Here is a 14,968-nt window from a genome sequence, read left to right on the forward strand (position 1 = left end):
ACCCGGCCCGTGCCGGTGGCCGTACCCGCCCGGCCCGCGTTCGGGTCGCCCGCCGGTTCCGGGCCGCCCTCGTCCGCCATGCTCGCGTCTGGGTCGGCCGCGGCTTCTGGACCGTCTGTGCCTGCCCCGCCTGGGTCGGCCGCCGTTGCTGGGCCGGCTGAGCCTGGCCCGTTCGTGCCCGTGCTGACCGTGCCGGGGTCGGCCACCCCGTCCGCGCCGCTCGGGTCTGCCGCGTCCGGGCCACCCGGACCTGCCGCGTCCTTGCCCGCCTCGTCCGGGGCCGCCGCCGGTTCGGGGCCGTCTGTGCCGGCCCCGCCCGTGCCCTTCCCGCTCGTTTCCGGGCGGACCGTGGCCAGGCGATCCCGTACCAGGGCGGTGAGCACCCCGCCCGGGCCCAGTTCGACGTAGTGTGCCGCGCCCCGCTCGGCCAGGTGCGCCACCGTAGCGGCGAAGCGGACCGGGCGGCGGACATGGTCCACCCAGAACTCCGGGGCGCACAGCTCCTCGTCGGTGGCCGCCCGGCCCGCCACGGCGGTGAGCAGCGGCAGCCGCGGCGGGACGAAGGACAGCCGCCGGACCACCTCCGCGAAGTCGGCCAGCATGGGCTCCATCCGAGCGGAGTGGAAGGCATGGCCGACCCGCAGCGGTGTCACCGAGCGGCCCCGCTCCCGGAAGTACGCGGCGACCTCCCGCACCGCGGCCTCGTCGCCGGAGACGACCACCGAGGCGGGCCCGTTGACCGCGGCGATCTCCACCGCGCACCCGGTCGCGTTGAGATGGGCGGCCACCTCCTCCGCGCCGGCGGCCACCGCCGCCATCGTGCCGCCCGCGGGCAGCGCGTCCATCAGCCGGCCCCGGGCCGCCACCAGGGTGCACGCGTCCGCGAGGGACAACACCCCGGCGGCATGGGCCGCCGTCACCTCGCCCACCGAGTGCCCGGCCACCAGACCGGGGCGCACCCCCCAGGCCTCGAACTGCCGGAACAGGGCCGTCCCCAGGGCGAAGAGCGCCGGCTGCGCGAACCGGGTGGTGTGCAGCAGCGCGCCCGTCTCCGTACCGTGTTCGGCGAACATGACCTCCCGCAGGGGCAGCGGCAGCAGCGGGTCGAACAGGGCGCAGCACTCGTCCAGCGAACGGGCGAAGGCCGGATGCAGATCCCGCGCGTCGTACAGTTCACGGCCCATCCCGGCGCGCTGACTGCCCTGGCCGGTGAACAGCACGGCCGGCGGGCCGTCGTGGCGGGACGTACCCGTGCGCACTGCGGACCGGGCACCTTCCTCGGCCAGGGCCCGCAGGGAGCCGAGCAGTTGGGCACGGTCCCGGGCCACCACCACGGCCCGGTGCTCGAAGGCCGCGCGCGTGGTGGCGAGCGAGTACCCGAGGTCCACCGGGGACGCGTCGGGGGCGGCGACCACATGGTCGTACAGCCGTCGCGCCTGGTCCCGCAGCCCCGGCACGCTCCTGGCCGACACCGGAAAGGCCACCGCGGTCCGTCCGGGACGGGGCGCGCTCTCCCGCACCGCCGCGGCAAGCGGTCCGGCCTCCCCGTCGTGTGGGGGCTCTTCGAGGATCACGTGGGCGTTGGTGCCGCTGATGCCGAAGGAGGACACCCCCGCCCGGCGCCGGCGGTCGGTCGCGGGCCACTCCACCGCCCGGGTCAGCAGCGCGATCCGCCCCGGCGACCAGTCGACACGGGGGGTCGGCTCGTCGGCGTGGAGCGTGCGCGGCAGCACACCGTGCCGCATCGCCTCCACCATTTTGATCACCCCGGCCACCCCGGCGGCGGCCTGGGTGTGACCGATGTTCGACTTCACCGAGCCCAGCCGGAGGGGACGTTGCCGCGCGTCGCGCCCGTACGTCGCGAAGAAGGCCTCCGCCTCGATGACGTCCCCCAGCCGGGTCCCGGTGCCGTGCGCCTCCACCGCGTCGATGTCCTCGGGACGCAGCCCCGCGTCCGCGAGCGCCTGCCGGATCACCCGCTGCTGCGCCGGTCCGTGCGGCGCGGTCAGCCCGTTGCTCGCCCCGTCCTGGTTCACCGCCGAGCCGCGCACCACGGCCAGGACCGGAAGCCCGGCGCGGCGTGCCTCGGACAACCGGCTCAGCAGCAGCATTCCGGCGCCCTCGGCCCACACCGTGCCGTCGGCGGCCGCGCCGAACGCCTTGCAGCGGCCGTCCGGTGCCAGCGCCCGCTGTCGGCTGAACTCCACGAACGACGAGGGTCCCGACATCACCGTGGCGCCCCCGGCCAGGGCGAAGGCGCACTCACCCCGGCGCAGCGCCTGGGCCGCCAGGTGCAGGGCCACCAGGGAGGAGGAACAGGCCGTGTCCACGGTGAGGGCCGGCCCTTCGAGGCCGAAGGTGTAGGCGATACGGCCCGAGGCGACGCTTCCGGCGTTGCCGAGGCCGAGGTACCCCTCGACATGCGCGGGCGTCTCCGCCAGGCGGCGGGCGTAGTCGCTGTACATCAGCCCGACGTACACCCCGGTCGCCGAGCCGCGCAGGGTGGCGGGGACGAGGCCGGCGTGCTCGAAGGCCTCCCACGCCACCTCGAGCAGCAGCCGGTGCTGGGGGTCCATGGCCAGCGCCTCGCGGGGGGAGATGCCGAAGAAGCCGGGGTCGAAGCGGTCCGCACCGGAGAGGAAACCGCCCTCGCGTACATACGTCCGCCCGGGCCGCCCGGGGTCCGGGTCGTACAGCGCGCCGGTGTCCCAGCCCCGGTCGGTGGGGAAGGGGCCGATGGCGTCCCCGCCCTCGGCCACCAGCCGCCACAGCTCCTCGGGGGAGGTCACGTCTCCGGGATAGCGGCACGCCATCCCCACGATCACCACGGGATCCTCGTCCGACCGGGCCGCACTCCGGTGCGCGGCCCCGGCCTCGGCCGGCGCGGCGGCGCCGCGTTCGCCGAGGTGGGCGGCGAGCGCGGCGGCCGTGGGAAAGTCGAAGGCCACGGCCTCGGAGAGGGGCAGACCGGTCACCGCCGACAACCGCTCCCGCAGCACCGTCGCCGTCAGGGAGTCCATCCCCAGGTCCCGCAGTGCCGTGCTCGGTTCCACCGCCGCCGGCGCACAGCCGAGCACGGCCGCCACCTCGCCCCGCACCAGGGCCAGCAGGTCCTGCGGCGACTTCCCGGCGGCCTCCGCGCCCAGCGCCCGCGCGGGCAGGCCGGCGAGCTCCCGCCGCACGACCTTCCCGGAGGCGGTGCGGGGAAGGGCCTCCACCTCGAACAGCTCGACCGGCACCTTGGAGCCGGACAGCTCCGCACGGCAGGCGGCGAGGACGCGCCCCCGGTCCGGCACGCCGCCGGGTCCGGCGACCAGATAGCCGACCGGCACCTCGCCGAAGACGGGGTGCGGGCGCCCGGCGACGGCGGCGTCGGCCACCCCGGGAAGCCGCCGCAGCACCGCCTCCACCTCCGAGGGATGGATGTTCACCCCGCCCCGGACGATCAGATCACTCGCCCGGCCGGTGATCGCCAGTTCACCGGAGGCGTCGATCCTGACCAGGTCGCCCGTGCGGAACCAGCCGTCGCGCAGGACCGCCGCGGTGGCCTCCGGCCTGCCGTGGTAGCCGGCCATGACCCCGGGCCCGCTGACCCACAACTCGCCCTCGCCCACCTCCGGGCCGTCGGGGCCGCCGACCCGGACCCGGGTGCCGGCCAGCACCCGGCCGCAGGCCCCGGGCGCCATCGCCTCGCCCGGCCCGGCCATGGTGACCGGACCCGCCTCGGTGCTGCCGTAGTGCTCCAGATAGGAGACGCGGCAGACCGTCTCGAAGGACTCGCGGAACGCGGGCCCCGCCGCGGCCCCACCGCTGACGCACGCCCGCAGCGCGGGGGTGCCCAGACCGGGGCCGTCCGTGCCGCCCTCCTCGCCCCGGACCGCGTCGAGCAGCGCCGAAAACGTGGTCGGAACCCCGCCGAGCAGGGTGAAGGAGGCGTCCGCACGGCGCAGTTCGCCGAGCACGCCCGCCACCGAGAACCGGGGCAGCAGCACCGCGCTCGCCCCCACCGCGGTCACCCCGAGGAAGCACACCACCTGGCTCATCGCGTGGTGCAGGGGCAGTGGCCACAGCACGCGGTCCCGTTCGGACAGGCCCAGGACGCCGACCAGGCCCGTCGCGACCGGCGAGAGGCGGTTGCGCTGGGTGGACAGGACGCCCTTGGGCGTGCCGGAGGAGCCCGAGGTGTAGAGCAGCCAGGCCACCTCGTCCAGTGCGAGATCGTCCCGGGCCGGCGTCCGCGGCTCCGTGCCCGCCAACTCCTCGTACCGCCGCACACCGCCCGCGACCGCCGCGGACCCGCCTCCGGCCGCCCCGGCCCCGTCCGCCGGATCCTCACCGGCCGCGGACGAGGGGGAGGAGTCGGCCACGTCCTCCTCGGCGCCCCCCTCGGCCATCACCAGGGCCAGCCCGGGGCGGAGCGGCAGCGTCCGGTGCCGCGTCAGGCAGGCGGCGTCCGTGATGAGGACCCGTGCCCCGCTGTCGTCCAGCAGGCGGGTCAGCTCCTCCCGCGAACTCCCGGGGTCCACGGGCACGCCCACGCCGCTCGCCCGGGTGACGGCGAGCAGGCTCTCGACCGCCTCGACGCGGTTGCCGAGCAGTACGACCACTCGATCACCGCGCGCCAGGCCGAGGCCGGCCAGGTGACCGGCCAGCCGTGCCGTCCTCCGTTCCAGCTCGCGGTAGGTCACGCGCCGGAGCCGGTCCTGGAAGCAGACCTTGTCCCCGAGGCGACGGGCATGGTCCCCGAGCAGTTCCGGCAGCGGTTTGACGATGCCGGTGTGCGTACCCACTCCACGACCTCCCCGAGACGACCCGCTGTTGAGGACGGCGGCACGATCTCCCAGGTTGCCCACCATGGGGGACGCCCGCGGCCGAGGAAGCGGCGGACGGATCCCCGGCACCCCCAGCGAGCGGGGCGGACCCGTGATCCGGCGGACGCGTGCGAGCTGCCGCTCGAAGCCCAGGAACGGTCGCGTCGTGATCTGCCTCACATACCGTCACAGTGCTCGGTGACGCGGCGTCTTGAGGCCGAACACCGGGATACGGAGGAGGCACCATGACCGAGAACACTCAGGTGGTCGTGATCGGCGGCGGATACGCGGGCGTGATGGCCGCGAACCGGCTGACCCGGCGCGCCGATGTGACCGTGACGCTGATCAACCCGCGCCCGACCTTCGTCCACCGGGTCCGCCTGCACCAGCTGGTGGGCGGGTCCGACGACGCGGTCATCGCCTACCAGGACGTGCTGGCCGACGGCGTCCGACTGGTGGTCGACACCGCGACCCGGATCGACGCGGCCGAACGCGGCGTGGCACTGGCGGCCGGCGGCACCCTCGGCTACGACTACCTGATCTACGCCGTGGGCAGCGGCACCGCCGAACCGAGCGTGCCCGGGGTGGCCGAGTTCGCCTACCCGCTCTCCACGCTGGAGGAGGCGCGGCGGCTGCGCACGGTCCTGGATGCCGCGCCCGCGACGGCCCCGGTGACGGTGGTCGGCGCCGGACCCACCGGCATCGAGACCGCCGCCGAGCTGGCGGAGACCGGCCGCACGGTGACCCTGGTCTGCGGCGGCGTACTCGGCCCGTACCTGCACTCCCGCGGCCGGCGCTCCGTCGCCAAGCGGCTGGCCGAGCTCGGCGTGACGGTCGTCGACGGCTCCGAGGCGAAGGTGACGGCCGTGACCCGCGAGGCCGTGGTGCTCGCGGACGGCCGTGAGCTGCCGAGCCAGGTCACCGTCTGGACCGCCGGCTTCGGCGTTCCCGACCTGGCCGCCCGCAGCGGGCTGCGCACCGACGCCGTGGGGCGCCTGCTCACGGACGAGACGCTGACGAGCGTGGACGACGCGCGCATCGTCGCGGCCGGGGACTCGGCGGCCCCGTCCGACCTGCCGCACCGGATGAGCTGCCAGGCCGCGATGCCGCAGGGCGCGCGGGCCGCCGACACCGTGCTCAGCCGGCTCGCCGGCGCGCAGCCGGAAGACCTCCACCAGGGGTTCTACGCCCAGTGCGTCAGCCTGGGCCGAGGCGCCGGTATCTTCCAACTCGCCAACAGGTCCGACGCGGCGATCGGGATCCACATCGGCGACCGACTGGGCGCCCGGCTCAAGGAGATCGTCTGCCAGGGCATCCCCAAGCACCTGGCCGACGAGGCGCGCAAGCCGGGCTCGTACAGCCTGCACCGCGTGCGAGGGGGTGTCGCCAAGCGCCGGGAGCTGCTGCGGGCCGTGCGCGCACAGTCGCCGGTCGCCGCCGACCGGACGGCCTGACCGCCCGTGCCGCGAGAACGTGCCGGTCGCGCGGTGTGCCGGAACCGCGTGCCCGCCCGGTGGACCCGGGCGGGCACGGCACGGACCTCCGCCGGCCAGGAGGTTGATCGCGGCCAAGGCCCCCGATCCCCCCGCACGCCGACGGCCGCCGCCCCGTGGGCGTATGGCCCCGGGTGGAGGCGGCGCCCGCCCCGCAGCTCGGCCGGCGGCGGCCACCGCTCGACCGGGTCCGGCCTGGACCGCTCGGCGTCCGCGGGCGTCCCAGGAGACGGTGGCTACGTCCCCACGGGTTCCAGCCGCAGCCGCCGGACCGGCCAGGGCGGCGGCTCGGCCGGGCCGAACCAGACCCGGACGTCCTCCCCGGTGCGGACGGGCAGACGGGGGTAGTCGTTCTCGGCGTGCTCGGTGCGGTGCAGGGCATGGCCCGCGTTCAGGTGCCGGGCGGCGTACGCGTCGAAGGCGGCCGCCTCGGACGGCCGGCAGACCGTCGCGACCACCTCGCGGGTGCCCGGCTCCGGGGTGAAGCAGGGGCCGCGCAGCAGCAGGACGTCGTCGCTGTCGACCATGGTGGCGTTGGCCACCTCGCGGTGCTCCAGCCAGACCGGGCCGGTGTAGAAGGCCTCCAGCGCGCGCCGGCGGCGCGCCATGTCGGGGAAGGCGCGCAGCCACACGAAGCGGTCCGGGTCGTCGAGGTCGCGGAACCGGCCGCCGAGGGTGATGCCGACCGCCTGCTGGCCGGTGACGAACTCGCGCTCGAACAGCTCGATCAGCGTCTCCCGGGCACCGGGACGCAGGGTGTACTGCCGGAGTTCGACGATGCTCATACGGCGGCCCGCCCGGTGCGGGTGAGGTCCATGGTCCAGTTGAGTTCCCAGGTGCGGCCCTCGTCGGGGGAGAACTCCTGCTCCCAGCGGGCGGCGTCCGGGCCGAGGCGGTGCCAGGTGAAGTGCACCCGGATCGGGCGGCCCTCGTGGGTGTCCTCGCCGTGGAAGTCGCCGCGGTCGCCCGTGAAGCCGCCGGTGACGGGGGGATCCAGTCGCCCGGTCCGGTCATCGGACCAGTGGATCGACCAGCGCTCCGTCTCGCGGTCGAACAGCCGCAGGGTCACGCCCTGGCGGCCGAGGGTGGGGAAGGTGATCTCGTCGATGTTGCCGGCGCCCCCGAACAGCGGCCGAACCACCGCGTGACCGGGGAACTCCACCCAGGTGGCGGGGCCCGGGCCGAGCGGTGCGGTGAGACGGCGGTTGGCCACGTCCCAGGAGCCGTGCAGGAAGTCGAAGTCGTCCATGCGCCGCAGGCTAGGGAGACTCCCCTGACATCCTCTGTCAGTGAATACTGGGCGGCATGCGCGCGAGCCGACTGGTCACCCTGCTTCTGCTGCTCCAGAACCGGGGTCGGATGACGGCCCAGCAGCTGGCCGAGGAGTTGGAGGTCTCGGTCCGCACGGTCTACCGGGACGTCGAGGCGCTCGGCGCCGCGGGTATCCCGCTGTACGGCGCCGCCGGACACGCGGGCGGCTACCGGCTGGTCGACGGCTACCGGACCCGCCTGACCGGACTGACCGCGGACGAGGCGCAGGCCGCGTTCCTGGCCGCGCTCCCCGGCACCGCCGCCGACCTCGGCCTCGGCCAGGCGCTCGCCACCGCCCAGCTCAAACTGCGGGCCGCCCTTCCGGCGGAGCTGCGCGAGCACGCCGGGCGGATCCAGGAGCGCTTCCTGCTCGACGCCCCCGGCTGGTACGGCGACGCCGACCGCACCCCGCACCTGGCCGCGGTCGCCGCCGCGGTGTGGGCGCGGCGGGCGGTGGTGCTGCGGTACCGGCGCTGGCGCGCACCGGAGGAGATCGAGCGGCGGGTGGAGCCGTACGGGCTCGTCCTCAAGGCCGGCCGCTGGTACCTGGTCGCCGGCGGGCCGTCCGGGATCCGTACCTACCGGGTCGACCAGATCGTCGAACTCCGCTCGTCGGACGAGGAGTTCACCATCCCGGACGGGTTCGACCTGTCCGCGTACTGGAGCGGCTATCTGGCCGACTTCCGGGCCCGGCTGCACACGGGGGAGGCGCTGGTACGGCTCACACCGGAGGGGGCCCGCCGCCTCGGAGTGGCACCCGCGGGCGGCGGATGGACGGAGACCCGGGTGCCCATCGAATCGATCGACCACGCCCACGGGGAGTTCCTGCGCCTGGGCTCCGAGGTCGAGGTGCTCGCACCGGCGGAGCTCCGCGACCGCATCGCCGAGACGGTACGGACCCTGGCCGCCCGCTACGAGGGGTGACCCGGGACGGAGGGGCCCATCAGCCGGAGCACCGTCGGGAGGTGGGGTGCGTCATGCGTGCGGCAGGTAGGGCCCGATGTCCCGCGGAACCCCGGATGGCCGGCGGGAACGGCCGGCGCCAACGACCCTCGGCCGCGTTCCGGCGAGGGGAAGCGCCCGGCGCCGAACCGGCGGCGCGACCGGGTCCTCGGCGCGGCCGCCCACGCCCGACAAGCCGAAACGGCCCGCCGGGTGGAGCAGCGGACCGTCGCGGAGGATCGAGGCTAGGAGAAGAGCCAAACGTAGGACGAGACCAGGCCGGCGAGCAGCCAGACCGCCCCACAGGCGATGCCAATGATGATCAGTACCCCCAGCACGCTGCCTACCCTGCCCACCGGCGCGGACACGGGCTGGGGCTCCAGGTCACGTGAACTCACTCAGTCAACATACACACAGGAAATGACCATGTGACAAACGTCGGGGCCTCGTCAGTGCGACAGGCCGGGCATCTTTGCGCCCGATTTCCCCCGGAATGCCCACCACATCACCAGGGAACTTGGCCTACGGGCACCCTTCTGGTCCCGCTGTGAGGTCCCGCTGCCCATGGGCGGCCCTCTCCGGCCGGCCGCCTCGGCTCAGCGGGGCTGACCGCCCATCGGAGTGCTGATCGGACGCACCGGCTGATTGCGGTGGAACCGCTCGGCGGTACGGCGGGCCTCCAGAAGCTCCTCGTACAGCGGCCCCGCCGCGGCGAAGGCCTCCGGCGCACTGGGGCGGTACGCGGTCGACCGCACACCCGCGTACGGGAAGCCCCACAGCTCGGCGGTCCACCCCTCTTCCTCGTCCGCCGGGTCCTCCTCGTCCCGGCCGACGAAGAACAGATTGCCGATATGCCCCGTCTCATCGTGGATCTCCACGTTCAGCGGGTCATCGGTGGTCTTGAGCTCTATGGCCATCAGCGGTCCTCGTGCGGGAAGTGCGTGCGTGCTGTCGGTGAGAGTACCCAGCCCGTCGGCAACGGCGGCGGCGGACCGCGGCCGGGGCCCCTGTGCTCCACGGCGGCGGCCTTCCCCGCCCCGGTGTCACCGGCGGCGATCGGCGATCGGCGTGGCGGTGATGCCGATGACGGCACCGGCCAGTGTGGAGAGCAGGGGCATCCAGTCCATGCGCCGCAGCCTGTCCGAACCGGGACGCCGGTACCAGGGGTCGCGGCTGCGGTCCCTACTGGTGGAACCACTCGAAGTTCCACTGCCACAGCTCCCGCGCCGCGGTCGCGTGGAAGTCGGGGAAGTCCATCGGCACCACCCCCAGGTGGGCGCTCCCCGCCCGGTGGCTGTCGAGGTAGCTCTCCAGGGTCGGCACGATCTGGTCCGCCAGGTACTTCGGCCAGGTGAAGGCGTTGTACACGCTCGGCGCGAGGCTGATGAAGTTGAGAAACAGCTTGCCGGAGCCCTGGGCGGCCAGGGCGTGGTCGAAGTGCCGCACGATCGCCGCGCGCTTGTCGTCGCTCGGGACGCTGTACTTGTCCTGGAGCTCGAACCACTCGTTGGACAGGAAGTCGTTGTCCCCACCCGGCCAGCGCAGCACCGCCCGGGACCCGGTGTAGCCCTGGAGGACCGGCACGACCCGCCCCCGGGCCTCCCCGAGCGCCGGGACGCGGTCGCCGAACCAGAACAGGTCGCCGTAGCCGCGGTTCGCCACGTAGTTCTCGAAGGTGGCGGTGAACTCGGCGTCGGACAGCTCGTGTTCGTTCTTGACGCGCATCAGCACCAGCTCCTGCGGACGCTGCCTCAGGAACGATCGGGTCTGGTCGAGCACATCGTCGAAGGTGATGTACTGGTAGTACGCCGAGTGGTAGATCCCGAACCGCCCCGGCTGGTCCTGGAGGCGGCCGCAGCGGATGTCGAAGAACCGTATGCCGCGCTGGAGCTGCTCCGGGATCCCCATGTTCTGCGTGTGAGACCACTCCGTGCCGTTCCGTGGATCCGTGCAGCAGGTGTCGTGGGTGCCGGGGATCGTCATCCGGGCGAGGCTCGTGCCGTCCGGCAGCCGCGCCATCCACGCGTCCGGTGGTACGTCCTCCGCCCGGCCGCCCGCCGTGGCGACCCCCGCCGGACCGAGCGGCAGCGCGGTGGCCACCGTGCCCACCGCGGCCGCCCTGAGGATGCTCCTGCGCGGAATGTCCATGCCGTACGCCCTCCCCGATCCCTACGCCGTCACCGGTCGCACATCGTCGCCGTACGCCGTCGCGAGCCCCACGGTGTCGCGCCGGGCGGAACGCTACTCGCCCGGACGTGATGTGACACCGCGTCAATCAAGCCTCTGTGCCGCGCGGGCCCGCCTCGTCGCCGGTCGCCCAGGAGGCGCTGTTCCCGGCATCCAGCGCTGTTGCGATCACCTGCCCGGCCGGCGGGGGCTTGGTCGCGAACGGCGGCGCGAGAACGCGGAGTCACGCCGGAGTGCTGACGGAGGTACTGCTCGACTTGCTCACGCCCGCCCATCGAGGGGCCGATGAAGTGAGAACGTTCGTCGAAGGCGTCAGCGGCCGGCTGGAACGCTCGCGGGACGAACACGAGGTGGAGCCCGTCCGCCATCGCCATGGTCTCGGCGACACACCCACCCGGGGCCGCGCGCCGGCCGCATCGCAGGACGCTCTTTCCGCCATCCGGTTCATCTCGGCGCGCACTGCCGATGGCCTCCGCGTCATGGAGGGGCGATTCTCGTACGCTCGCGCCCATGCGACCCCAGAGCGTCGACACCAGACAGCCCCGGTTCAGGACGCGCCATGTCGCACTGGTGCGAGAATTCCTGTCGATTCCCGAATGCGGCGAGATCATCCGCGCCATGGACCAGGCCCCGAAGGAACCGGCGCAGGTGGTGCGTGCCGGGGAATCGATCCTGGACGAGTCGCTGCGGTTCTGCTCCGACCACCATCTTCCCGAGGAGCTCCAGCGCTCCGTCGGTGAGCGGATGACCTCCTACTTCGACGACCACCGGGCAGAGTTCGACTCCGACGCGGACTACCTGTACGGCCCCTATTTCATGTCCTATGAGAAGGGGAGCTATTTCCGTGCGCACCGTGATGTCGCCAACCACAGAGACGATCCGCCGCGGCTGGCCGCACACCGCTGGTCGCTCCTGCTCTACCTCAACGGGCGGGATCCCGCGGGGCCGCTGCCCGCGTTCGACGGCGGCGCGCTCACGCTCTACGAGACCGACCCGGGCCTACCCGACCGCCGGGTGGTGATCGTGCCGGAGCCCGGAACGCTGGTGCTCTTCCGGGCCTTCCTGATGCACGAGGTGGCAACCGTGCTCGACGGCACCCGGTACGCGGTGGCGGGCTGGATGTCCCGTGCGGGCTCGTCGCCCCTGGGAGGTGCGCGATGACCTACCACGCTCCGGTGAACGAGTCGGTCCGGATCGGGGTGACCAGGGAGCCGTCCGCCGTGACGAGGGCGGCTCTGGCCCGGTTCTGCCGCCTCAACGGGTACCCGCACCTCTATGCCGAGGTGCTGGATCCCCTGCTGGCCGGCCAGGGCCTCGTACTGGCGCTGGCGACGCGGGAGAGGCCGTGGCCGCCCCAGGGGATCGGTTCGCAGACGGTCGAGGCCGTCGGCATCGCGATGATCGGCACCGAGGACCGGGCCCATCTCACCCCGGTTCTCACCGATGTCGGAAACGCCACCAACATCGGTGTCGCCGGGGCCGTGTCCAAGGAACTCCTGGAGTACCTGCGCGACCAGGGCGTGCCCAGCGTCGGATACCTCGTCCGGCAGGGGGACCGTGCTCTCGAGCGCGTACTCGAGCAGGTGGGATTCGCCGAATCCGACCTCCAGTCGGCCACCGACTACGCGGAGTACCTGGAGTACGCCGCGACGCCGGGCACCGTGCTCGAAGCCCTGGGGCTGGACCGTCTGAGGCTCGGAGACATCCTGTCGCTCAATCTGGACGGGCGGGAACTCGATCGCCTGAGCGCGTACCATTTCGCGCTGAGTGCCGGTCTGGCGCCTTATCTGTGCGACTCGCTCCGGCACTCCGCGCTCCTCCCCGGCCTGATCGACCTGGTCGCCACGCTGCCGCCCGGTGGCGTTCCGCCCGGTACTCCCGGTCCGCCGGCCGAACAGCCCGAATGATGCCGGAGAGCCGGCCGCGGCCGGCTGCCGTGTCCTTGGTCGTACCGAGCCTGGACGAGGGCGCGGAGCTTCACGAGACGCTGCGCTCCGTCTACTCCGGATCGGTGGTGCCGGCCGAGACCATCGTCGTCGACGACGGGGGAGCGGACGGCAGCTGTGCCGCCCTGGCGCGGGGCGAGTGGCGGGACCGGGGCGTCCTCGTGCACCGCATCGAGCGCAGCGGGGTGGCGGCGGCGCGCAATGCGGGCGCCGGTCTCGCGAAGAGTCCGTACCTGGTCTTCCTGGACGCGCACTGCCGGTTGGAGGAGGACTGCCTCGCGCGCCTGGGGGACGCGCTGACCGCCCGGCCCGACGCCGTGCTGGCTCCCGCCGTCCGTGACTTCGGCGGCAGCGCGTACGGATGCGGCGCGCGTCTGATCGATGCCGAACTGCGGGTGCGCTGGCTGCCGCCGCGAGCGGACGGCGCCTTCTCTCCCCTGCCCGTCGCGCCAGGAGGGTGCCTGGCGCTGAGCCGGGCGGCGTTCGACCGCCTCGGGGGCTTCGGCGCCTTTCGCGAGCTCGGGTTGGAGGACGTCGATCTCAGCCTGCGGGCATGGCGTGCCGGCGTCGACGTCGTGGCCGTCCCGTCAGCGCGGCTGGCACACCGCTTCCGCCCCCAGCCGCCCTACCGCCTCGGCGCCGCGAGCCGCGCGTACAACCTGGCGCGGGTCGCGCTGGTCCACTTCGACGGTCGGCGCCGCGAGGAATGCCTGCGCAAGGTCATCGGTACCCCGAGGGCCGCCGGTGTCCTGGTGGACGCGTTCACCGGCGACTGGGAGCAGCACAGGGACAGGCTGGCCGCGACGAGTTCGAGGACGGTGGAGGCGTTCTTCGATCGCTTCGGCGACTGGCGGTGAGCCCGTACGGCCCCGGCCCTCACTCGGCCTTTCTGAACACCTCGGACATCGCGTCCCCCGTGTCGTGTGCCAGCAGGCCCGCTGACTCCGGCGCCAGCAGGCCGACCCGGGCGGCCAGTTCCCGGCCGTGCACGTCGACGGCGGCCTCGATGAGGCCCGCGAGCGCCTCCAGGGCGGTGCGGGCGCGGGCCCGGGCCACGGCCGCGCAGCCGAGGGCGACCGGTGCGGCCGGCCACCACCAGCAGGCGAGCAGGGCGTAGGCGAGGCCCCAGGCGGCCAGGCGGGCGGCGGCGCCGAAGGATTCCTGGGCCGACTGGATCTGGCGTACGGCGGGTTCGGGGAGGAGCAGCCACAGCCGCGGCCAGAGGGCGGCCAGGTCCACTCCGTAGGCCGCCTCGACCCGGTCGGCCGTCGCCTGCATGCGATCGCCGTACCAGGTGGGGCGGGCCGGTTCGCGCAGTGCGATCCGGTCGCGGGCCTCGGTGAGGGTCTGGATCCGCACCAGTGTGCCGCGCGGGACCAGTACCGCACCGTCGGGCCCGGTACCCGTCCGCTGGGCCTGGCCGACGGCCTCGTCGAGCCGCCTGTCCCGCTCCTTCCATCTGCGGGCGCGGCGGGCGGTGAGGGCGCGCGAGAGCGGGTCCCGGCCGAAGCGCAGCCAGTACCACTCGATCGCGCTGCCGAGGAACTGCGCGGCGAGTGAGGCCGCGCTCGCGGCGAGCAGGACGAGGGCGACCAGGAGCGCGGCGGTGCCGGTGCGGTCGAGGGCGGGGTGGGCGGCGAGGTCGTCCATGGTGGTGCGCAGCCGGTCGGCGTCGTGCCAGTGGCGGTGGCCCGTGGTGGTGCCGACGGCCGCGGCGGCGAGGAACAGAGCGCCTGGGAGGACCAGCAGGTTCAGCCAGCGTTCGGTGAGTTTGCCGCCCAGGGTGGCGAGAAGGGGGTTCATCGGAACCGGGTCACCGGGCGGCGCCCAGCCGGCCCTTGCGCATGCGGGTGCCGTTGATCGCGCAGTGCGGGGCGGGGAGCAGGTCGCGGGCCCGTTCGAGGCGGGGGCATGGGGTGGGTCCCGGACACACGGCCACCTTGAGGTGGGGCGCGATGCCGGGGGCCGTCCCGCCCCGGGACTCGTTGACCAGCCCGCGGGCGTCCCCGGCCTGGCGCAGGGCCGTGTCCAGAGCCCGGTAGCAGCTCGCGAGTTCCTCGGTGTCCGCACCCGACCGCAGCAGGTCACGCGCGCGCTCGGCCGCCTCCCGGACCCCGGGCCGGCGCAGGTCCTCCGGCGAGCCGAGCAGGGCGCACAGCGCCGCCGCCCGATGGTCGGGTCCCGGGGCGTCGGCAGCCGCTGTCATGGACCAAGTGTGCCTGACGCGGGCAGAGTTGAGCAGGGGCCGAGGTGCCCCTCGGGGCCGGCGGCAGGGAGG

13 protein-coding genes are annotated in these 14,968 nt (G+C 74.1%); 5 read left to right on the forward strand and 8 right to left on the reverse strand.

The genetic code is table 11. The features are described from left to right. A partial coding sequence (locus E4099_RS03505) for a type I polyketide synthase (protein WP_167828279.1) occupies nucleotides 1–4,790 on the reverse strand: 4,790 nt, incomplete at its 3' end. Between the two features lie 266 nt (nucleotides 4,791–5,056). Between E4099_RS03505 and E4099_RS03510 the strand changes: the two genes are divergently transcribed. Next, nucleotides 5,057–6,265, forward strand: a complete 1,209-nt coding sequence (locus E4099_RS03510; RefSeq protein WP_135337417.1) for an NAD(P)/FAD-dependent oxidoreductase — start codon at nucleotides 5,057–5,059, stop codon at nucleotides 6,263–6,265. A 275-nt stretch (nucleotides 6,266–6,540) separates the two neighbouring features. Here E4099_RS03510 and E4099_RS03515 read toward each other — a convergent pair whose 3' ends face one another. Continuing rightward, on the reverse strand, nucleotides 6,541–7,089 hold the full coding sequence (locus tag E4099_RS03515; protein ID WP_135337418.1) for an NIPSNAP family protein: 549 nt from the start codon (nucleotides 7,087–7,089) through the stop codon (nucleotides 6,541–6,543). Next, nucleotides 7,086–7,553, reverse strand: coding sequence for a hypothetical protein (locus E4099_RS03520; RefSeq protein WP_135337419.1), 468 nt, complete (start codon nucleotides 7,551–7,553; stop codon nucleotides 7,086–7,088). Before E4099_RS03520 ends, E4099_RS03515 begins: the two co-directional genes overlap by 4 nt. Nucleotides 7,554–7,609: 56 nt before the next feature. Here E4099_RS03520 and E4099_RS03525 point away from each other — a divergent pair, with 56 nt between their 5' ends. Next, nucleotides 7,610–8,539 carry a helix-turn-helix transcriptional regulator gene (locus E4099_RS03525; protein ID WP_135337420.1) on the forward strand — a complete coding sequence of 310 codons (930 nt, stop codon included), beginning with the start codon at nucleotides 7,610–7,612 and terminating at the stop codon, nucleotides 8,537–8,539. A gap of 263 nt (nucleotides 8,540–8,802) precedes the next feature. On the opposite strand, the gene E4099_RS32815 is transcribed toward E4099_RS03525, so the two are convergent. From E4099_RS32815 to E4099_RS03535, 3 genes are all read right to left on the reverse strand, one after another. After that, complete coding sequence (locus E4099_RS32815) at nucleotides 8,803–8,955, reverse strand: hypothetical protein (RefSeq protein ID WP_167828280.1); 153 nt, start codon at nucleotides 8,953–8,955, stop codon at nucleotides 8,803–8,805. A 198-nt stretch (nucleotides 8,956–9,153) separates the two neighbouring features. Continuing rightward, nucleotides 9,154–9,474, reverse strand: a complete 321-nt coding sequence (locus tag E4099_RS03530) for a hypothetical protein (protein WP_135337421.1) — start codon at nucleotides 9,472–9,474, stop codon at nucleotides 9,154–9,156. 265 nt (nucleotides 9,475–9,739) lie between these two features. Further along, nucleotides 9,740–10,705, reverse strand: a complete 966-nt coding sequence (locus tag E4099_RS03535; protein WP_135337422.1) for a phosphatidylinositol-specific phospholipase C — start codon at nucleotides 10,703–10,705, stop codon at nucleotides 9,740–9,742. A 549-nt stretch (nucleotides 10,706–11,254) separates the two neighbouring features. On the opposite strand from E4099_RS03535, the gene E4099_RS03545 reads away from it, so the two are divergent. The 3 genes from E4099_RS03545 to E4099_RS03555 are packed head-to-tail and all read left to right on the forward strand — an operon-like array spanning nucleotide 11,255 to nucleotide 13,547. Continuing rightward, nucleotides 11,255–11,905, forward strand: a complete 651-nt coding sequence (locus E4099_RS03545) for a 2OG-Fe(II) oxygenase (RefSeq protein WP_167828281.1) — start codon at nucleotides 11,255–11,257, stop codon at nucleotides 11,903–11,905. Continuing rightward, a complete protein-coding gene (locus E4099_RS03550) occupies nucleotides 11,902–12,651 on the forward strand; it encodes a hypothetical protein (RefSeq protein WP_135337425.1) in 750 nt (249 codons plus the stop codon). Before E4099_RS03545 ends, E4099_RS03550 begins: the two co-directional genes overlap by 4 nt. A gap of 29 nt (nucleotides 12,652–12,680) precedes the next feature. Beyond that, nucleotides 12,681–13,547, forward strand: coding sequence for a glycosyltransferase family 2 protein (locus tag E4099_RS03555; RefSeq protein ID WP_167828282.1), 867 nt, complete (start codon nucleotides 12,681–12,683; stop codon nucleotides 13,545–13,547). 19 nt (nucleotides 13,548–13,566) lie between these two features. Here E4099_RS03555 and E4099_RS03560 read toward each other — a convergent pair whose 3' ends face one another. Continuing rightward, nucleotides 13,567–14,493 carry a hypothetical protein gene (locus E4099_RS03560; protein ID WP_135337427.1) on the reverse strand — a complete coding sequence of 309 codons (927 nt, stop codon included), beginning with the start codon at nucleotides 14,491–14,493 and terminating at the stop codon, nucleotides 13,567–13,569. A 10-nt stretch (nucleotides 14,494–14,503) separates the two neighbouring features. Continuing rightward, entirely contained in the window at nucleotides 14,504–14,896 is a 393-nt protein-coding gene (locus E4099_RS03565) for a hypothetical protein (RefSeq protein WP_135337428.1), read from the reverse strand. Nucleotides 14,897–14,968: the final 72 nt, after the last annotated feature.

This window comes from Streptomyces palmae (assembly GCF_004684805.1).
In the GTDB taxonomy this organism is placed as follows: domain Bacteria; phylum Actinomycetota; class Actinomycetes; order Streptomycetales; family Streptomycetaceae; genus Streptomyces; species Streptomyces palmae.